The 21,091-nt window shown below is 45.2% G+C and carries 15 protein-coding genes; 7 read left to right on the top strand and 8 right to left on the bottom strand.

The window, feature by feature from the left end; all coding sequences use genetic code 11:
• Nucleotides 1–28 precede the first annotated feature (28 nt).
• From NKI27_RS02000 to gshB, 8 genes are all read right to left on the bottom strand, one after another.
• Entirely contained in the window at nucleotides 29–694 is a 666-nt protein-coding gene (locus NKI27_RS02000) for a MarC family protein (RefSeq protein WP_265048031.1), read from the bottom strand.
• On the bottom strand, nucleotides 669–1,940 hold the full coding sequence (locus NKI27_RS01995) for a dihydroorotase (RefSeq protein WP_265048030.1): 1,272 nt from the start codon (nucleotides 1,938–1,940) through the stop codon (nucleotides 669–671). The genes NKI27_RS02000 and NKI27_RS01995 overlap by 26 nt, the downstream gene beginning before the upstream one ends.
• A 28-nt stretch (nucleotides 1,941–1,968) precedes the next feature.
• Nucleotides 1,969–2,967 carry an aspartate carbamoyltransferase catalytic subunit gene (locus NKI27_RS01990; RefSeq protein WP_265048029.1) on the bottom strand — a complete coding sequence of 333 codons (999 nt, stop codon included), beginning with the start codon at nucleotides 2,965–2,967 and terminating at the stop codon, nucleotides 1,969–1,971.
• Between the two features lie 86 nt (nucleotides 2,968–3,053).
• On the bottom strand, nucleotides 3,054–3,557 hold the full coding sequence (gene pyrR / locus NKI27_RS01985) for a bifunctional pyr operon transcriptional regulator/uracil phosphoribosyltransferase PyrR (RefSeq protein ID WP_265048028.1): 504 nt from the start codon (nucleotides 3,555–3,557) through the stop codon (nucleotides 3,054–3,056).
• A 60-nt stretch (nucleotides 3,558–3,617) separates the two neighbouring features.
• The gene (gene ruvX, locus NKI27_RS01980) at nucleotides 3,618–4,052 is read right to left on the bottom strand and encodes a Holliday junction resolvase RuvX (protein ID WP_265048027.1); all 435 of its coding nucleotides are present in this window, start codon (nucleotides 4,050–4,052) and stop codon (nucleotides 3,618–3,620) included.
• A 72-nt stretch (nucleotides 4,053–4,124) separates the two neighbouring features.
• Nucleotides 4,125–4,670, bottom strand: coding sequence for a YqgE/AlgH family protein (locus tag NKI27_RS01975; protein ID WP_265048026.1), 546 nt, complete (start codon nucleotides 4,668–4,670; stop codon nucleotides 4,125–4,127).
• Between the two features lie 81 nt (nucleotides 4,671–4,751).
• Nucleotides 4,752–5,612 carry a TonB family protein gene (locus NKI27_RS01970; RefSeq protein ID WP_265048025.1) on the bottom strand — a complete coding sequence of 287 codons (861 nt, stop codon included), beginning with the start codon at nucleotides 5,610–5,612 and terminating at the stop codon, nucleotides 4,752–4,754.
• A gap of 134 nt (nucleotides 5,613–5,746) precedes the next feature.
• Nucleotides 5,747–6,703: a glutathione synthase gene (gene gshB, locus NKI27_RS01965; protein WP_265048024.1), complete on the bottom strand. Its 957-nt coding sequence runs from the start codon at nucleotides 6,701–6,703 to the stop codon at nucleotides 5,747–5,749.
• A gap of 331 nt (nucleotides 6,704–7,034) precedes the next feature.
• Here gshB and pilG point away from each other — a divergent pair, with 331 nt between their 5' ends.
• The 7 genes from pilG (at nucleotide 7,035) to NKI27_RS01930 (ending at nucleotide 21,077) form a co-directional block, all read left to right on the top strand.
• Nucleotides 7,035–7,421: a twitching motility response regulator PilG gene (gene pilG, locus NKI27_RS01960; RefSeq protein WP_265048023.1), complete on the top strand. Its 387-nt coding sequence runs from the start codon at nucleotides 7,035–7,037 to the stop codon at nucleotides 7,419–7,421.
• Between the two features lie 119 nt (nucleotides 7,422–7,540).
• A complete protein-coding gene (pilH, locus tag NKI27_RS01955) occupies nucleotides 7,541–7,903 on the top strand; it encodes a twitching motility response regulator PilH (RefSeq protein WP_265048022.1) in 363 nt (120 codons plus the stop codon).
• A gap of 20 nt (nucleotides 7,904–7,923) precedes the next feature.
• The gene (locus NKI27_RS01950) at nucleotides 7,924–8,469 is read left to right on the top strand and encodes a chemotaxis protein CheW (protein ID WP_265048021.1); all 546 of its coding nucleotides are present in this window, start codon (nucleotides 7,924–7,926) and stop codon (nucleotides 8,467–8,469) included.
• Nucleotides 8,470–8,595: 126 nt separating this feature from the next.
• The gene (locus NKI27_RS01945) at nucleotides 8,596–10,641 is read left to right on the top strand and encodes a methyl-accepting chemotaxis protein (RefSeq protein WP_265048020.1); all 2,046 of its coding nucleotides are present in this window, start codon (nucleotides 8,596–8,598) and stop codon (nucleotides 10,639–10,641) included.
• A gap of 35 nt (nucleotides 10,642–10,676) precedes the next feature.
• Nucleotides 10,677–11,570 (top strand): CheR family methyltransferase, encoded by an 894-nt coding sequence (locus tag NKI27_RS01940; RefSeq protein WP_265048019.1) that lies wholly within the window; start codon nucleotides 10,677–10,679, stop codon nucleotides 11,568–11,570.
• A 16-nt stretch (nucleotides 11,571–11,586) separates the two neighbouring features.
• The gene (locus tag NKI27_RS01935; protein ID WP_265048018.1) at nucleotides 11,587–20,004 is read left to right on the top strand and encodes an Hpt domain-containing protein; all 8,418 of its coding nucleotides are present in this window, start codon (nucleotides 11,587–11,589) and stop codon (nucleotides 20,002–20,004) included.
• Entirely contained in the window at nucleotides 20,001–21,077 is a 1,077-nt protein-coding gene (locus NKI27_RS01930; RefSeq protein ID WP_265048017.1) for a chemotaxis protein CheB, read from the top strand. Before NKI27_RS01935 ends, NKI27_RS01930 begins: the two co-directional genes overlap by 4 nt.
• Nucleotides 21,078–21,091 lie beyond the last annotated feature (14 nt).

Raw genomic sequence — 21,091 nt, 5'->3', positions numbered from 1 at the left:
TCATATATGCGCAGGTGCAAACCAGATTCTATATCCCTTGTGGGTGTAGCATCTCCTGCACAATCGGTGTTAAGCCACTAAAGAAGAACTCAACAGCAATAACCATCACAATAAGCCCCATAATTCTCATCATGACCTTATTCCCGCTATCACCCAAAAAGCCTAACAAACGACTTGCGCCGATCAAGCCAAGATAATTGATCGCAATAACAGCCGCAATAGCTCCCAAAAGGATCAGCTTGTGTAGCAATGTCTCACCATCATGCATAAAAATAATGACATTAGCGATGGCCCCTGGACCACAGAGAATAGGAATAGCCAGCGGCGTTATCGCAATATCATTACTATAACCCTCTATGTCATCAATCTGATCGGTTTTCATGCGAGACAACTTCGCTTGCAACAACTCGTAGCCAAGCAAAAAGAAAATGACGCCGCCCACAATACGTAAGCTATTTACCGACACTGAGAAAAAGTCGAAGATAAACTTGCCGACTAAAGCAAAAATAACCAGTATCACAAACGCCGTCAACGATGCTTTAAGAGCAACTTGCCGAGACTGCTGATGTGTCATATGAGTCGTCATTGGCTGAAACACCGGTGCTACACCAAATGGATTAATCATGGCAAATAGCGAAGTGAAACAGAGCAATGCAAACTCAGACAACTCATGCATAGACAATACAGCCGTCAACCAATGTTGCCTTCACAAGCCCTTGCAGCTCTTCACCCTTCCAAGGCGTGCTTTTACCGGATGATTTAATGGTTTCATCATTCACCACCCATTGCTTATTCGGGTCAAAAATGCAGATATCCGCATTTTGTCCTTCCGCCAAAGAGCCTCCCTGCACCCCCAGCACATTCGCAGCACCGACTGAAAGGCTGCGAATAAGTACATCCATTGACAGAGTAGCCGCTCGCTCTAACCCTAATAATAACGGCAAAACAGTTTCTATTGATGAGATACCTGGCTCAGACTCAGCAAATGGCGCCTGCTTAGCGGCGGCTTCGTGAGGTTGGTGTTGGCTGCAAATTGCATCTATAACGCCACTGTTCACCCCCTCAATCAAAGCCAGTCTATCCGCTTCAGTTCGAAAGGGTGGCAAACAATGAAACCGGCTATCAAATCCACTAACCGATACATCTGTTAGTAATAGGTGCTGCGCTGAAACATCTGCAGTAATGCGGATCCCGCGCTTTTTGGCATCCGCCACTAACTCAACTGATTTTGCAGCCGTTAGTTGCGACATATGAAGATGTGCCCCCGTCTCTTCTGCAAGCAAGATAAGCTGAGATACTGCAACAGTTTCAGCTAACGCAGGTATACCTGGCAACCCCAACCGAGTCGCAACGGCACCTTCATGCACACAACCATCAGACGCTAGGGAAACATCTTCAGGTCGAACAAACACACTCATATCATGTGTTTTGGCATACTCACAGCATCGTTTCATGACATTCAGGTCAGCCACAGGACGCCCGCTATTGCCCACACCGACACAACCGGCTCGCTTCAACGAGTAGACTTCACTGAGCTGCTGCCCCTTTAGCCCTTTAGTTAGCGCACCAATCGGATACACTTTTGAAAACCCAGCCCTTCGTGCTAAATCAAGTATCAGATGCGTCACAGCTTCCGAATCATTGACCGGCAATGTTTGTGGAGGACAACAAACGGCGGTAAACCCACCTTTAGCCGCAGCAAACGTCTCAGAAGCAACGGTGCCTTTGTACTCATACCCAGGTTCACGTAAGTACGCGCATAAATCTATAAAACCGGGCGATACAACACAACCGGAAGCATCGACAACCTGATCAGCTAAAAATCCCTCAGGCGCTTTGCCAATCGCGACTATTTTTCCTTCTGATACATATAAAGACTGAATTTCGTCTTTTCCATTAACGGGATCTACAATCCGGCCCGACTTTATTTCTATGTTCATTTACCCACCAACACTCAATCAGTACTCGTTATTCAGAAGCTGCAGCAGAAATAGCCGCTGTCTGCCCACTCATCGCCATAGACATAACAGCCATGCGGACAGCAATACCATTAGTGACCTGATTCAGAATCACTGACTGAGGACCATCAGCAACGGCAGACTCAATTTCTACCCCTCGATTAATTGGGCCAGGGTGCATCACGATCGCATCTGGTTTTGCATATTTTAGCTTTTCAGTTGTCAGCCCATACAACTCGTAAAATTCATGTTCACTCGGCAACAGGGCACCTTCCATACGCTCCTTTTGAAGTCGCAGCATAATCACCACATCAACCCCGTCAAGACCTTGCTTCATCGTGCTATAAACGGTCGCGCCAAGGCTTTCAATATCTACCGGTAACAAGGTGTTAGGCGCGATTACTCGAACCTCTGAAACCCCTAACGTGTTTAGTGCTCTAATCTGTGATCTGGCAACCCGAGAGTGAAGAATATCACCAACAATCGCGACCTTAAGGCCTTCAAAAGAGCCTTTATGTTGGCGTATAGTCAGCATATCTAACATCGCTTGAGTGGGGTGTGCATGCCGACCGTCACCGGCATTAATTATTGAGACATTAGGTGTGACCGACTCGGCAATAAAATGAGGCGCGCCGCTCTGGGAATGCCTCACAACAAACATGTCGCTGGCCATCGCCTCAAGGTTTTGCAAGGTATCAGAAAGCGATTCACCTTTAGATGTTGCGGAGGTACTGATATTTAAATTTAAGACATCTGCCGACAATCGTTTTGCGGCTAATTCAAAAGTGCTTCTTGTTCGCGTACTGGCTTCGAAAAAAAGATTTACGACCGTTTTGCCTCGCAGGAGCGGCACATTCTTGATCGATCTTTTTCCCACTTCTATAAAAGAATCTGCGGTATCCAGAATCTCAGTCAATGTCGCCCTATCCAAACCGTCTAAGGTTAAAAAATGCCTCAATCGCCCCTGACTGTTCAACTGAAGGTGGTCAGGCTCTTTTGATTGCGTCATAACGTATTTTCCAGTCTAAAATCAAATTTCTGAACGTACTAAAATCAATAGTTCTATAATTCCAAAAAAACGCCCCTAAACAGAGACTATTTTTCTGTCACCTCTAACTCTAATTTTTCGGGGCCTTTTAACTTAATCTGCTGATTGTCATTGAGCGTCATTTTCTGTCCAACAATATCAGGCTGTATCGGTAGCTCTCGCCCATTTAAATCAATCAATGAAACCAACGTAATACTCGCTGGGCGGCCATAATCAAAAAGCTCATTCATTGCCGCCCTTATGGTTCGCCCAGACATAACAACATCATCAATCAAGACAATATCTCGCCCTTCCGTTTCAAAAGGTAAGCTAGAAGGTTTAACCGTTGGGTTCAAACCGATACGAGTAAAATCATCACGATAAAATGAAATATCTAGTTCACCAAAAGGCTCACTCAAGCCGAGCTTTTTGTGGATATGATCTGCGAGCCAAACGCCGCCAGTGCGTATGCCGATAACACATGGGGAATCAATATGATTAAGGGCCAGATGCTCGCTTAAATCAGCACAAATATTGACTAGCAGGCTCTCAACATCTAGTAACGCAGTCATAGTATTATCTCGGATAATTTATTATCTACACCCAACAGTGATTATACATCATGGCCTCTGCTAGGCACTATTTAGGTTTTGTGCAAACCAACTCTCTAAAATCAGTACGGCAGCAATGCCATCTACTGAATTTCGACCAAAATCACGGTCGCCGCCTCGCTCAATGACATACCCTTTAGCTTCATGGCTAGAGAGCCGTTCATCCATCATAAAGTAGGGTTTATTAAACCGCCCCTGAAGCCGTTTACCGAACTTAGTAGCTCGGCGAGACATTTCACTATCGGTGCCATCCATATTTAATGGTAGACCCACTACGAAACCATCAGGCTTCCACTCTGATACTATTCTTTCAATCTCAGCCCAATCAGGAATACCATCACGAGCCGCTAAAGGTTCAAGTGGAGACGCCGTCCCTAATAAACTGCGACCGACAGCAACACCTATTCGGCGAGTACCAAAATCAAAACCAAGGCATGTATTTACATCTGTAGACAACGAGGTATTCCTGAATAATTTGTCAAAAAATCTTAGCCTGAATGTCTTTGGACGCACTTTCCGCCCCAGACGCTAGGCATGTCCTGTTTGATCGCTTAACTGGCTTGGGTCGAAGCCTAACAGCGAAATGGCGGCCTCAAATTTTTTATCGTGAGCGGTTCTAAAAAGAATAGCCGCATCTGAAGGGCAAGTCAGCCAGCAGTTTTCTGCAATTTCTTGCTCTAACTGCCCTGCGCCCCAGCCCGCATAACCAAGCGCTACTAAGTTTTCAGCAGGCCCTTGGTCTGTCGCTAACGCTTCTAATATATCCCTAGACGTGGTTAAGCATATACCTTCAGATATTTTTAACGATGACTGCCACTCCCCTTGAGGGGTATGCAAAACAAACCCGCGCTCCATTTGAACAGGGCCGCCAGCATATATAAGACTGTCTATATCCTCGCCACCAAAATCAAGTTGCGCTAGAACCTCACCTAATGTCATATCCATTGGGCGATTAATCACAATACCCATTGCACCATGCTCATTGTGATCGCAAATATAGGTCACCGCCCCATCAAAATTAGGGTCTTTCATTCGTGGCATAGCAATCAAAAAATGATCGCGCAGTGATGTCATTTGTTCGCTCATACGTTAAGTATCTGCCCCACTGACTGATTTAACAAGAATTAAGGCTTGAGTTATTTGCAACAGCAACGCTTACCCGCCTTTGAATTGCAGTGTTCGAATAATTTCTAACTCATCGCGTTCTTTTCGAACTTCCTCTGGAAAAGGGGGAAACGGCGCGGCCATTCTAACTATTTTTAACGCCTTATCATCCAAAACATTATTCCCAGAAGACTCCAATACATTAATATCCCTAAGGGTTCCGTCTGACCGTATCGCAATTAACAACCGTGGCCGACCATAAAGCTTCGATCGAGCCTCTTCAGGAAAATTTAACGCACCAATCCGCTCGATTTTATTTTTAACGAGCGCCATATACTGAGCATCGACAGCCTTCATAGCTGAAGCTGCATTAAAGCGCGTAACCTTAGGTCGCTTTGAATACTCTTTCTGCTGCCGCTGTAATTCAGCCTCCAAGCTCGCAATCTCTAGACTTCTAGCCAATAAAGACTTTTTGGGTTGCTTTGTAGGGTCTGTTTTTTCAGTTTTCTTATTTTCTACAACGGGGGCTTTTTTCTTGGCATTTGACTCCGTCGCCACCAGCGTTTTCTTCTTAACAATAGGTTCAGGTCGACTAGCCGCTTCTTGCTGAATCTCTTCTACTTCCCTAATAACCTTATCATTTTGTTTAGCCTTAACCGGTGTACTTATTTTTGACACCTCTTCTACCGTCCCACTACCCTGTTGGTTAGCTTGCGCTAAGAAGTCAGCATCTTCTGGCTTTTCACCATCATCATACTGAGCGAGCGTAATCTCCATTGTATGCGGCGCAGGTTTAGGGTCTTCTAGGCCAAACGTTACACCCAACACAATAATGGCATGAAGCGCCAACGCTAAAAAAATTGTAAAACTTAACCTATCGACCGCACCTGCGGCTACCACTGCTGCTGACATTAACTATATGCGCCCATTAGTAAAAACCTTCAATTAAATCACAAATTTACCGCGTTCAAAAACTAACGTCGATGTGCGGAATAGTCTGACCGCACGCCTTTATTTTGTCCAGCATGTTAATGCCTGCGAACACATTAATGCTTCGCGTTTAGCTTCTCTTCGACCTTGTCCATTAACTGGCCTGCGATATCTAATCCGAAATCGCGATCAAGCTCACGAATACAGGTCGGACTGGTAACATTAATCTCGGTAAGATAATCACCAATTACATCAATCCCTACAAACAACAACCCTTTAGCTTTTAATGTGGGTCCAACCTGCTCACAAATCCAGCGATCTCGATCGGTTAAGGGCCTTCCTTCACCTCGTCCACCAGCCGCTAAATTGCCACGATTCTCACCCTTAGCAGGTATTCGAGCTAACCCATAGGGCACCGGTTCACCGTCAATTAATAAAATACGCTTGTCGCCCTCTGTAATGGCGGGTATAAACTTCTGAGCCATCGCTTGCTGCGTTCCATGCTGAGTAAGCGTCTCGATGATTACGCCGATGTTAGCATCACCTTCTTTCACTCTAAATATATTGGCCCCACCCATGCCGTCAAGAGGCTTAAAAATAACATCTTTATGCTCGGTAAAAAATGTTTTTAGTCGTGCAGGGTCCCTAGATACCAACACATCGGGACAGCACTGAGGAAACTGCGTAGCAAATAATTTTTCATTGCAATCTCGAAGTCCCTGCTGATTATTCACCATCAACACGCCACTCTCTTCAGCTCGACTCAAGATTAAGGTCGCGTACAAGAACTCACTATCAAACGGAGGATCCTTACGCATTAATATTGTATCTAGCATGCTCAATGTCTGGTCTTCTCTTGAAGATAGCTCATACCACCCAGCAGGGTCTTCTTTTACCGTTAACCGCCTTAATGAAGCTTTAGCCGTGCCTTGCTCAAGGTAAAGATCCTTAAGCTCCATATAGTAAAGTTCCCACCCCCGCTTCTGCGCCGCAAGCAACATGGCGAATGAACTGTCTTTAACAATGTTAATGTCGCCAATAGGGTCCATCACAATTCCGAGCTTTATCGTCATAAAATACCTATTAACCTACCAAGTTATTTATTTTGTACTAACCTTAAATCAGAACCGAAATGAAAGGGTTTGCACCGAGCTGTAGACTTTATCAAAGTACTGAATATGGAGCTACTTATCATTCGGTTAATGATTTGTGACAATAATATACAAACAATTTCTTTATAAAGATTCTCAAATAAACTATAAATAATAAATGTTTATAGAATGCTTTAGAATTCTGTGTTAAAAATGCACGTTAACATATTGGCCGTCACAGACTTTAGCAGGCCGCCCCACAGGCCACAAAAAAATATAATACGACCTTCTAAACGCTTAGGGCAGTTGGATAATGGAAGACAATTTTGAGAACCTGAAAATCATGGTGATTGATGACAGTAAGACAATTCGTCGTACTGCAGAAACACTATTAAAGAAGGTTGGATGCACAGTAATAACCGCGACCGATGGCTTTGATGCCCTCGCAAAAATAGCGGACACACACCCAGACATCATTTTCGTAGATATTATGATGCCTCGGTTAGATGGCTATCAAACCTGTGCTCTGATTAAAAACAACAGTGCGTTTAAATCTACGCCCGTCATCATGCTGTCAAGTAAAGACGGCCTTTTTGACAAGGCAAAAGGACGCATAGTCGGTTCGGATCAATATTTGACCAAGCCGTTTAGTAAGGATGAATTGCTAGGTACCATACGGACATACATACCTGCCAGTTAATTAGCTATTGCCTGCTTAGATTTACAGACAATAGCTAAGAGATTGATTGAACAGTTTTTTGAGCTTAACATTGCTTAAAAATATTTTATTTGTAGCCAGGAGATTCACCCGGGGGAATTATGGCTCGCATTTTAATTGTTGATGACTCGCCAACTGAAGTCAGAAAAATTTCAACTATATTAGAAAAGCACAAGCACGAAATTATTACCGCAGACAATGGCGCTGACGGCGTCGCAACAGCCAGAGCAGAAAAGCCTGATTTAGTTCTAATGGATGTTGTCATGCCAGGTTTGAACGGTTTTCAGGCAACACGCCAACTGACTCGAGCGGCTGAAACTGCAGACATCCCAGTTATTATCGTGACAACTAAAGATCAAGAGACCGATCGCGTTTGGGGTACGAGACAAGGTGCAAAAGGCTACCTTGTTAAACCAGTTGACGAGGACGACTTGATTAGCACCATTAATCAACTTCTCTCATAATTGATCGAGTACTGCTAACCATGTCTGCAAAGATAGCCCCTTTTGCCGCTCTCTCAGATATCGCTTCGAGAAGTAAATCGTTCGCAGAAGGTCTTCCTGCACAGGAAGAAGCGGTCGAACTCTGGAGTGGCATTGGATTTACACTCGGGGGGGAGCATTTTGTTGCCCCCATGGGTGAAGTCACTGAGATTCTTCATATCCCTCGTTATACACAAATCCCAGGCGTAAAGAGCTGGATGCAAGGCTTAGCCAATGTTCGTGGTCGGCTATTGCCTATCATGGATTTAGGTCACTTCTTTGAGCTCCCCAAAACACCTATCTCGAGCAGAGACAGGCGCGTGCTTGTCGTTGAGCACGGGGAAGTACTGAGCGGCCTTATCGTAGATAGTGTGTTAGGGATGCAGTACTTTGCTGTTGATGGATTTAAAGACACAGTTGAAAACGTTACACGATCAATGGCGCCGTTTATTAACGGGGCTTACTTGAAAAATGATGAGGTTTGGAAGGTTTTTAGTGCGTCTACATTTACTGAAGACCCTAAATTTCTCACCGTGTCACAGTGGTAAAAGATTTATTCGCAACTGCCAGCAGTATAAAGGCAGTTAGAATTTAAATGCGGTAACGGTGTATTAAAATAATTCACCATCACTCGAAAACAACAACTTAGAACATAAGAGGCCGGGAGCCAGAAAATGAAAAGTAAATCTGGAAAGTTTAATTCAGGCCAGGGCAACAACTCGCTCCTCCTTGGATTAGGTGGAGTGTTGGTCGCCCTGCTACTCTTTCTTGCGTATGTATCATTCGTCATCGTAAGAGATAGTAACCACGACAAAGAATATGCCGGCCATGCAGGTGACCTCCGAGTACTATCTCAGGAAATAGCCAAAAACGCATCGGAAGCATCGAGTGGTAAAGCTGAGGCATTTGATCAACTTAAACGGTCTCGTGATGACTTTGAGCGCAAGCTAAACCTACTCGTTCAAGGTAACGCCGAAACAAACCTTCCGCCTAACGACCTAGCCTCAGAAACAGGCGTGGTAAAACGTTGGAACGAAGTAAAAAACAACACCGACCAAATCCTGGCGAACCAAGACACGGTACTATCTTTGCATCTGGTTGCCGAAACACTTAACGAGACCATTCCTCAGCTGCAGGTTGAGTATGATGACGTTGTTCAAATTCTATTAGAAGGTGACGCACCGGCAGATCAGATCGCGGTTGCACAGCGCCAGTCACTGCTTGCAGAACGTATTGTACGAAGTGTTAACAACGTACTTTCGGGCGATGAAGATGCGGTAATCGCCGCTGACCGATTTGGCCGTGACGCAAAGCTGTTTGGTCGAGTACTTAACGGCATGGTTGAAGGTAACAACGTCATGGGCATTAGCCGAGTTGACGATGAAGATGCGATATATGGCCTAGAGGCTATCGCAGAAATGTTTGAATTTGTCAGCGAAAACGTAGATGCGATTCTAGAAACATCACCAGAACTATTTAAGGTTCGTACCGCTGCAAACAACATCTTCCAAGATTCTCAGGCACTACTTAAAGAAACAACATCACTATCTACCCAGTTTCAAACACAGGCAGAATCACGATCTATCAGCCCTACGCTTGCATACATTATTTTGGGTGGTGTAATACTTGTTATCGTTCTAATTGGTTTATCTCTATTCCGTGAAAGCCAAGCTCGACTTCAAACAACCACAGAGCAAAATGAGCAAAACCAAAACGCAATCTTGCGACTACTTGATGAACTAGCTGACCTGGCTGATGGTGATTTGACAACAGAAGCCACGGTAACAGAAGATTTCACAGGCGCCATCGCTGACTCTATCAACTTCGCAATCGACCAAATGCGTGGTCTTGTTAAGGCTATTCGAGATACCGCCGTACAGGTTGCTTCTGCAGCACAAGAAACGCAAGCAACAGCGATGCATCTTGCAGACGCATCTGAGCACCAGGCTCAAGAAATTGCAGGAGCATCAGCCGCTGTAAACGAAATGGCTGTTTCTATCGACCAAGTATCTTCAAACGCAGGTGAATCATCAGCGGTTGCGGAACGATCGGTTGCGATCGCGAAAAAAGGTGCCGAAGTGGTACAAAACACCATTCGAGGCATGGACACGATTCGAGAGCAGATTCAAGAAACATCAAAGCGTATCAAACGACTAGGTGAATCTTCACAAGAAATCGGTGATATCGTATCTCTAATCAACGACATTGCCGACCAAACCAACATCCTATCATTGAACGCCGCAATCCAGGCATCGATGGCCGGTGATGCGGGTCGAGGCTTCGCGGTTGTTGCCGACGAAGTACAGCGTCTTGCAGAACGCTCATCTGCCGCAACAAAACAGATTGAAGCACTGGTTAAAACAATCCAAACCGATACTAACGAAGCCGTTATATCGATGGAACACACCACTGCAGAAGTGGTTCGCGGAGCTCGATTGGCACAAGATGCGGGTGTTGCACTGGAAGAAATCGAGAACGTATCGATGAACCTTGCAGACTTGATCCAGAATATATCTAACGCAGCACGTCAGCAGTCTTCATCTGCTGGCCACATCTCCAACACGATGAACGTTATCCAGGAGATCACATCGCAGACATCTGCAGGTACCAACGCAACTGCGAAATCGATCGGTAATCTTGCAGAAATGGCAAACCAACTTCGAAGCTCTGTAGCAGGCTTCAATCTACCAGAAGAAGGCGAGTCAGAGACTGCAGCATAGCGTAGTTGGTAAGGTTTTAATTCTCTGTTGTGAATATGATGACTGACTACAATAACAAGGCTCAACCTACTCGGTGGGCCTTGAAACCATTACCAGAAATGGATAATGACCAGTTTCGAAAGTGGCAAGAGCTACTGGAGAGCCGAACAGGTATGAGCTTGCCAATAGGCCGAAAGGTCTTTTTGCAAACTAGCCTAGGCACACGAATGCGTGAAATTGGTTGCAGTGGTTATCAAGAGTATTTTGAAAAGGTAATTAACGGCCCAACCGGAATCATCGAGTGGACTACGTTAGTTGATCGGCTTACGGTGCAAGAGACACGTTTCTATAGAGATATAGACGCTTGTAACCTAGTAACAGACTATGTTCTTACACGACCGATCGATAACCTTAAAAAATCAACACTCGAAGTTTGGAGTGTTGGCTGCTCAACAGGTGAAGAACCTTATACGTTAGCAATGCTGCTCAGTGAAAGTATGAATACGCTAGGGCTCAAGCATTATTACGGTGTTACTGGTACCGATATAAGCACTCCAGCCCTAGAAAAAGCGCGAGCCGGGATATATACCGAGCGTAAACTGGTAACAGTTGCAGATACGCAGCGGGAAAAATATTTCAACAAACACAATGATGGCCGGTATGAAGTAATCCCAGCCATTAAAGATCGTGTTTGTTTTGCAAGAGTTAACATTTTAGATCTCGGCAACGCACCCATGCATGGGATGAATATAATTTTTTGCCAAAATGTACTGATTTATTTTCGTCGTTGGAGACGTAAAGAAATTCTAAGCAGATTGGTAGAAAGACTGGTACCAGGTGGATTACTTGTACTAGGACAAGGTGAAATGGTCGACTGGGAACACCCTGATTTAGAACGGGTTCCAAGCGACAATACTCTTGCGTTCATCCGACGCCCAGAAAAGAATTAGAAATACTGGAGAAGTTATGGGTAATAGCCATGACTATGTAGCACTCGACTGGGTTCGAGGCGAAATAGATGACACACTAAATCAGGCAAGACAGGCACTGGAAGCCTACGTCGACAATACAGAAGACACTTCTCGTATGCGATTCTGCCTGAACTACATCCATCAAGTGCATGGCACATTGCAGATGGTCGAGTTCTATGGCGCCGCATTACTTGCGGAAGAAATGGAAAAACTCGCTCAAGCATTGCTTAACCAAGCCGTTCCTGACCTTCAGGAAGCGGTAGAAGTCTTGATGCAAGCGGTGTTGCAGCTCCCTAGCTATTTAGAGCATTTACATGCAGGTCGTAAAGACTTGCCATTAGTGATTCTTCCGATTCTCAATGACCTCAGAGCATCTAGAGGCGAGTCACTGCTTTCTGACACCTCTCTATTCACCCCTGACCTATCCGCAGCACGTATAGCAACACCTGCAGGCGCAGTACAACGTTTACAAGATCCAAAAGTAGTGGCCAGCCTTCGTAAATTACGCCAGATGTTTCAGTTTTCTTTGGCGGGCGTTATTCGAGGCAACGAAGTTAAGGCTAATACAGCCTACATGGTTAAAGTATTAACACGAGTGGAGCGTCTCTGCCAAAACACAGCACTAGGCCAATTATGGTCTGTTGCTATCGCATTTATTGATGTATTTGACGACAACGAACTTGAACTTACGTCGGCCACAAAAACACTGCTACGTGATTTAGATCACCAGATTAAGCGCTTAATTGATGAAAGCGTCGATGTACTGTTGCAACCCGTGCCTGAAGACCTTTTAAAGCACCTTCTTTACTATGTTGCAAAATCAAGTACCGATACTGAACACGTCAACAAGGTTCGCGAGCGATTCCACCTGAACCAGTCACTTCCTAAAGATAAAGAAGTCGACGAAGAACGTCAGCGAATGCAAGGGCCAGATAAAGAAGCAATTGCATCCGTAGTTGCAGCGCTGAATGAAGAGCTTGCAAGAATAAAAGACCAGTTAGATTTATTTGTGCGCGGTGAGTTTAGAGACAACGCCGACCTTGAGGAGCTATTACCGGGCCTTAAGCAAGTGGCCAATACAATGGCAGTACTTGGCCTAGGTATTCCGAGAAAGGTTATTCTAGAACAAGTAGACGTTATTGAAACATTAATAGAAGAGCGCGGTGAAGCTGAAGATATCACCTTAATGGACATTGCTGGCGCACTACTTTATGTCGAAGCGACGCTATCAGGTATGACCGAAGAGCATGCCTCGCCTTTTTCTGCCAATACTGAGTCAGATATACCTGCAGAACAAATCGGTAATGCTCATGATGCTGTGCTTAGAGAAACCAGAAACGGATTGGAACAAGCGAAAACCTGTATCGTTAACTTTATTGCTTCGCAATGGGACCACGCTGAAATTGAAAACGTGCCTGCTATTCTTGACGGACTTCGTGGCGGCTTACAGATAATTCCGCTGACTAAAGCAGCAGAGCTGATCAACTCCTGTAATCAATATATACAACAAGCACTACTTTCTAACAAAACAGTACCTGACTGGAAGCAGCTAGACACATTAGCTGACGCTATCACGAGCATTGAATACTATATCGAACGACTCACTGAAGGCGCTCAAGATAATGAGCTTATTCTTCAAGTCGCAGAAGAAAGCGTAACTGAGCTAGGCTTTCCGCCAGGCGAAATACCGACTTACAACGAAGCCCATTCGAACAAAGAAGACTCCGCTGAAACAACGCTTTCGGATTTATCACCTGATGCGCCTAGCAAAGAGTCTGATGCAGAACTTATTGATGATGAAATAATTGAAATTTTCATCGAGGAAGCAGAAGAAGTTCTCGCGACCATTGCAGAGTTTTACCCTAAATTTGTCAAAGATCATCAACACAAAGATGCCATTGTTGAGCTCAGACGCGCATATCACACACTTAAGGGAAGTGGTCGCTTAGTTGGCGCAGCAACACTGGGTGAACTTGCTTGGTCAATAGAGAACATGCTCAACCGTGTTCTTGATAATACCATCTCGGTTACAGCATCATTATTCCCATTGCTCGAAGCGGTTAACCAAAAGCTTCCTCAATTGGTTAACGATTTCAAAGAAAAACAACCGTCAGAAGATGTTAGCGACTTAATAGATCAAGCTAATGTACTAGCAGGCGTGCCGCGCTCAGGTGCAAACAAGGTAGCGAATACCGAAGAATCAGAACCTGCAATTGAGCTATCTGAAGCGCCAAGCACTACTGAGGCCGTTGATGAGGGCAAAGCCCCTGATGAAACTGAACAAGACACAGTAGAATCGAATACTGCCAATGAAGTCAGTAGCCCTTCTGCACCTCCTCGTTTTGATGAAGAAGACCTTATTGATGATGAGATCATTGAAATCTTCATAGAAGAAGCAGAAGAAGTACTTGAGACGATTGCTGAGTACTTGCCAACCTATATCAATCAACATGACAACAGTGAAGCACTCACTGAGTTGCGAAGAGCTTTCCACACCCTAAAAGGCAGTGGCAGAATGGTCAACGCAACGACTGTAGGTGAGTTATCTTGGGCTGCTGAAGACATGATGAACCGAATCATCGATGGCTCGATTGTAATGAGCCACGAAATCGGTGAAACATTAAGTAATGCTACAGAGCTGCTTCCTGACTTAATCGAAGACTTTAAGCTGCAACAAGCGCCAAGACACGATGTAACAGCACTTATTGAGCGCGCCAATTTACTTGCTCAAGGCGAATCAGCACTGGCTGCGGAAAGCAGCACAACTACGAATGATTCAAGCCTCGAGAATGAACTAGACACGGATAGCGGCGTAGACCCTGTACTGTTAGATATTTTCCGCAGCGAAACAGACACTCACCTTGAGACCATCAATGAGTTTGTAGAGGCCGCAGAAGCAGAAGGTGAAATACCATTTACCGATGCTATTTCTCGAGCCCTTCACACATTAAAAGGCAGTGCGAACACTGCAGGCATTAGTCCAATAGCGGCTATCATTGTCCCGGTAGAGAAGTTTGTTAAAGATGCCCGAGCCGTTAATATTCCTGCCAACCCAGCCGTTTCGAATATGTTACGGCAAGCTGCTGTTTATGTAAGGCAAGGGATAGAGCAATTATACAACGATCCTCAGCATCATATTGACGGTACAGAAGAGTTTCTCACGCATTTAAATGAGCTAAGTGAATTATCCTTTGCCGATGTTAGCGATATTGAACAAGCTCAAAGCACAACCACCGACCCACAACTCATCAGCATCTTCCTCACTGAGGGTGTTGATATACTGCTTGACGCCGAATCAATTCTTGATAACTGGCGCAATAACCCTGTACCCGGTGAAGAGCTCGAAAAACTAGTCGGCGAACTAAAAACCCTAAGCCAAGGTGCTCAAGTTGCCGGTTTAGAAGATATTTGTGAGTTTGCAGAACTACTTGAAAGTGCTTATGAGTTAATTGAGTCTGGTGATGTTGTCGCTAATGACAAATTCCTAGACACGATTGCACACGGACACGAAGCGTTATTGAGTCTGATGGATCAAGTAGCCGCAGGCTTAGCTACCCAACCCAACAACAAGCTCATTGCTGAAATTAAAGAACTTATTTTAAATATTCAAGCAGACAACGCCGTAACCGAAAACGAAGCTAGAGAAAAAGCGGCAGCTGAAGCAGAGGCAGCAGAAGAGCAAACCCAGCTAGAGCAAGACGCACTCAAAGAGCTGGATGAGGAACTTGAAATTGAAATCCCAACACTTTCAGGCTTTGAAATCGATGAAGAAATTCCTACATTAGATATTGAGGAACCCGCATCTGCACTACCTCAATTGACAGCAGAAGACAGCGCCTCATTACTAGACCCTGAGTTGGTTGAAATTTTCCTCGAAGAAGCTAATGACATTGTTAATAACACGGGTGAGTTACTTCAGCAGTGGTCTGAAGATACTACAAACCCTGACCTCCTCATTGAGCTTCAGCGTGAACTTCATACCTTAAAAGGCGGTGCACGCTTAGCTGATATTTCATCGATAGGCGACCTATCTCATGAACTAGAAACGCTATTCGAAGGCTTGACTGAGCAGCGCCTTGTAGCGGCCCCGTCTTTAGTCACGTTGCTATTTAGTTGTCATGATAGGTTAGCGACTATCATTGATGACGTTTCATCTGGCAACAGCGGCAAACCTGCTGTCGACTTGATTGAACAAATTCAGCAAGTTATTTCTACCGCAGGTGAGCCTGTGGCAACAAATCAAGTTGAAGAAACAACCGATGAACAGGAAGCCACAACGCCTACTTCATCTGCAGAGTCTGAGCCACTTGACGATACAGTTTCTGCTGAAGATAGTCAGCAAGCGCCGATGGACCTTGATCCAGAGTTGATAGAGATATTCCTAGAAGAAGCCAATGACATCATTGAAAACTCAGGAAACCTGATTCAACAATGGCAAGAAGATCCTTCTCAACATCAAACAGTTAATGAACTTCAACGAGAGCTCCATACGCTTAAGGGCGGCGCTCGTATGGCCGAAATTTCAGCCATCGGTGATTTAGCTCATGAACTTGAAAGCCTCTTCGAAAGAATTGTTGATGGTCAAATTAACACCGACAATCATATTATTGACTTATCACTTAGCGTTCATGATCGCTTGGCTACGATGGTCGACGATATCGGAGCAGGACGAATTAGTCAGCCTGCCCCTGAGTTAATCGGACAAATAACCGCCATAATCGACGGCGAACCTTCTACGACTGCCGCAGATGAGTCTCTAGCTGAATTATCGTTGGAAGAGTCAACCGATCTCTCAGAAGAGACGGCAGAGCAATTTATTGACGCCGTAAATGAAGAAGTTGATGCAGAAGACGCGTTAAGTCAGCTACCGACGCTGGAACTAGAAGAGGATGAAACAGACGAACCTAATGAACTTGAAATAGCGCTACCAGACGTTGAAGCAGCCACCGAAGAAGATACACCAGCAGAGCTCGAAGCCGAAACATTAGACGTCGAACCTATTCTGTCTGAGTCGTTAGACCCTGAGTTAGTCGAAATATTCCTTGAAGAAGCGAATGAAATTATCGACAACACAGGCGAATTACTCCAGTCATGGCTTGAAGATATTAATGACAGCAGTCACGTTAAAGAACTGCAACGCGAGCTTCACACCTTAAAAGGTGGCGCTCGAATGGCCGAAATAGGTCCGTTAGGTGACTTAGCCCACGAGCTTGAAACCCTTTTCGAAGGTATTGTTGATAACGGCCTAGTCGTCGACAGCTCAATCTCTGATCTCATGCTAGCCTGTCATGACAAACTAGCGACCATGGTCGATCAAATAGGAAGCGGCTCAGCCATTTACCCTGCTCTCGACTTAATTGCGGCAGTGGTTGCATTAACCAATGGTGACCCAGTACCTACACCGTCCTCAAAGTCTGAAACAAGTGCAACAGAAGAACAACCTGTTGTTGAAGCTGAAGAAACGACGACTGAACCAGAAGATGAAAGTGCACTTGAACTAGAAGCCCCCACCTTAGATGAGGAGTCGCAGTCTTCAGAGCAAACGCCTGTAGAAGATGAAGTGCCCTCTTATGAAATATCGACCGACGACACTAGCGAGCAAGATTTTGCTGATGACTTGATGTCGATATTCCTAGATGAAGCCCGTGAGATATGTGACGCTATTATTGATAGCTTAGATCACTGGAGCGAAGCACCTGAAAGCCTGAACGGCGTAGTTGAACTACAACGTGAATTGCACACGTTGAAAGGCGGTGCGCGTCTGGCTGATATAGATAATATCGGAGATTTAGCAGACGCTTTATACGATAAGCTTGAGGCTGCTATCGGCCAAAATGCAACGAATAACCCTGAACTTATTAAGATCACAAGCCGCAGTACAGAGCAGCTTAACACGATGCTTAATGAGCTTGAAAGTACCGGTAAATCGTCTTCTGCTACCGACTGTATCAGCGCTATAAACGCTATAACTATTGAGGCAGATAAGAGCGTTGAACTAGAAGCAGCAGCAAGAGATGATGCTGACGATGCAGAAATTCTCGAGATATTCCTTGAAGAAGCCAATGAAATACTCGAAGAACTCGACACGCAACTCTCAGACTGGTCTACCGATTCAAGTAATGATGACTTCAATCGTGAGATACAGCGCTTACTGCACACGCTAAAAGGCGGTGCTCGTCTAGCAGGACTGAAAGAGCTAGGCAATGTCAGTCATGAACTCGAAAGTAAGCTCATTGAAGCACTTGAAAAAGGCGATGGACTTAACAACGACCTCCATACCATGGTTAACCAGTATCAAGACAAGCTAAACTCACTGGTCACCGAAGTTAATCATCGCTTTATAGCACTCTCTGCTGAACAGGCAACACCTGATGAGCACAAGAAGCCAGCATTAGAGCAGCCAATATCTGAAAACAGCACCGACGCAGAACAACCAGAAACCGCGCAAGGTGCTACTGATACACAGGCAGCATCAGTGCCTTCTACAGCCGTTTCGCCTTCAACCGATCAACAAGATCGCGTTACAACAACCGCGAAGAAGCCTGCAAGCCAAGCTAAACAAGCTGCGAAAGCTAGACCCGCACAACAAGAAACAGTACGAGTATCGGCTTCTCTTATCGATGATCTCGTAAACCTTGCAGGTGAAACCAGTATTACACGTGGTCGACTAGAACAGCAGATCAGTGACTTTAGTTTCAACCTTGATGAGATGGTATCTACTATCGAGCGTCTTCGTGAACAGCTTCGAAGAATGGACATGGAAACAGAAGCACAAGTACTGTTCCGCACCGAAAAAGAAGGTGTGGGCCCAGACTATGCTGACTTTGATCCACTGGAAATGGATCGATATTCATCCATACAACAGTTATCACGAGCACTGACAGAAAGTACCTTCGATCTATTGGATCTAAGAGAAACCCTTGCAGATAAAGCAAGAGATGCAGAAACACTGTTACTTCAGCAGTCCAGAATCCATACAGAGCTGCAAGAAGGTCTGATGAAAACCCGCATGATTCCGTTCTCTTCAATGGTTCCAAGATTGAGAAGAATCGTTCGGCAGATCAGTGGAGAACTTGGCAAAAAAGCAGAGTTCGACGTACAAAATGCAGAAGGCGAAATGGATCGTACCGTTCTCGAAAGAATGGTTGCACCGCTAGAGCACATGCTCAGAAACGCGCTGGATCACGGTATCGAATCTATCGAAAAACGTAAAGCAGCAGGAAAGCCCGAAGCCGGTAATATTAGCCTCTCTCTAAACCGAGAAGGCGGAGATATCGTGCTACGAATGAAAGATGATGGTGGCGGCATTAGCGTAGACGTCATTCGCGAGAAAGCCATTAAACAGGGCCTAATGAAAAAAGGCGCGCCACTGTCTAATCATGATATTTTACAGTTCATCATGAAAGCAGGCTTTAGTACCGCTGAACAAGTGACACAAATTTCTGGCCGTGGGGTCGGCATGGATGTTGTCGCGAGTGAAATCAAAATGCTAGGCGGTAACATCAGCATTGACTCGAGAGAAGGTGCAGGTACTACATTTACGGTAAGGCTACCGTTTACGGTATCGGTTAACCGAGCCCTCATGGTTAATACTGGTGAAGATTTTTACGCGATACCATTGAATACGATTGAAGGTATCGTAAGAGTAAGCCCATACGAACTTGAAGAATATTACAAGCCTGACGCGCCACTCTATGAGTATGCAGGTCAACAATACCGCCTGCAGTATCTTGGCAACGTACTTCACAGCGATCACAAACCTAAGCTACAAGGGCAACCGTTACCCCTTCCCGTCATACTCGTACGTGGAACGGACCACCCTATCGCGTTACAAGTTGACAGCTTAATGGGTAGCCGTGAGATTGTAGTTAAGAGTCTTGGCGCTCAATTTAGTAAGGTTCCTGGTGTATCCGGTGCCACAATACTCGGTGATGGTAGCGTGGTAGTCATCCTTGACTTACCTGCGCTTATACGTGCCGATGATGGTCGTGCCCTAAGCAATATAGAACATGAGGTCGAAACACCAGCAGCCGTTGAACAGCGACCAACATTGGTCATGGTCGTTGATGACTCCGTCACCGTAAGAAAGGTAACCACTCGCTTACTCGAGCGAAATGGAATGGATGTCATCACCGCCAAAGACGGTGTCGATGCGATAGCTCAGCTGCAGGACAATAAACCTGACGTCATGCTGCTCGATATTGAAATGCCTCGAATGGATGGCTTTGAAGTAGCCAGTCTGGTTCGCCACGATGAAAATCTGAAAGATGTTCCCATCTGTATGATTACCTCTCGTACAGGCCAGAAACACCGAGAGCGAGCAATGTCCATCGGCGTTAACGAATACCTTGGAAAGCCCTTCCAAGAGAAAGAACTACTCAGCACCATTGAGAAGCTAATTAACCTCTCATGAGCGTAAATGAGCGCCCCAAGATAGGGATTCTTTCAGACAGCCCACTGCAACGCCACATGCTCCAACACGCAATTTCAAGCTGTGGGCTTGAAATTGCCATTAGTTGCGATCCAGTGCGATTTGAGTCAGCTCAAGAAAGTGAGCTAGAGAGCATCGGCTGCTGGATTTTAGAGTTGGAAAATGAAGAAGAATTTCCTGATTTAATCGATAGCCTACTAGATTCCACCGAAGCAGGTGTACTGTTTGGTTTAGGAAAAGCACCCGAGCGACAAAGCGATGAATATCCCCGATGGGAAAGAAGGCTATTCTCAAAGCTAAGGGATGAGATTGGAACTCTCGAACTACTAGACTCAGAAGCCTCTTTAGATCAGCTCGATAGTGAAACCGATCAACAAAAAGGCCCGTTACCACTACCTAGCATTCTTTCTAATGCGATCCAATCTAACACCTCAGGCAATGGCGTCGCTGACCATATCTGGATACTTGCGGCCTCGTTAGGCGGCCCTGCAGCCGTCAAAGAATTCTTAGACCAGTTACCCGCAGGCCTACCCGTTTCATTTATTTATGCGCAGCACATTGATGCAAATTTTTCGTCAGTATTATCAAAAGTATTAGCTCGACACTCCAGCTTTGAGCTTAAGCAAGCTCAAGAAGGCGATACTCTCGCTAATGGGCAGGTATTAATGGTACCTGTTGAACGTGAAATGGTGCTCGACGAACAAGGTAAAATCCAATTTAAAGACACGGCTTGGCCAGGCCCTTACGGACCATCGATAGATCAAGTCATGTTAAATGTGGCCAATCATTACGGCGCTAAGTGCAACGTAATGGTCTTTAGTGGCATGGGGAACGATGGCGCAATTGCGGCTCCCCTCTTAAAGGCTTATGGCTGCAAAATATGGGTTCAAAGTGCAGATAGCTGTGCAAATAGTTCTATGCCTGATTCCGTAGAAGCCACCGGCTGTAGTTCTTTTATAGGTAGCCCCACTCAACTGGCCGCCAACCTAATAAGAACCATTGAACAAGAAACCATTTTGTCAGGCTCAGGAAAAAGATCCGCGCCGGGACACTAGAAATTTATGCTGAG

The sequence above is a fragment of the Alkalimarinus alittae genome (assembly GCF_026016465.1).
GTDB lineage: Bacteria > Pseudomonadota > Gammaproteobacteria > Pseudomonadales > Oleiphilaceae > Alkalimarinus > Alkalimarinus alittae.
The sequence above is the reverse complement of the archived record's forward strand: the minus strand, read 5'-3'. Positions and strand labels throughout refer to the sequence as shown.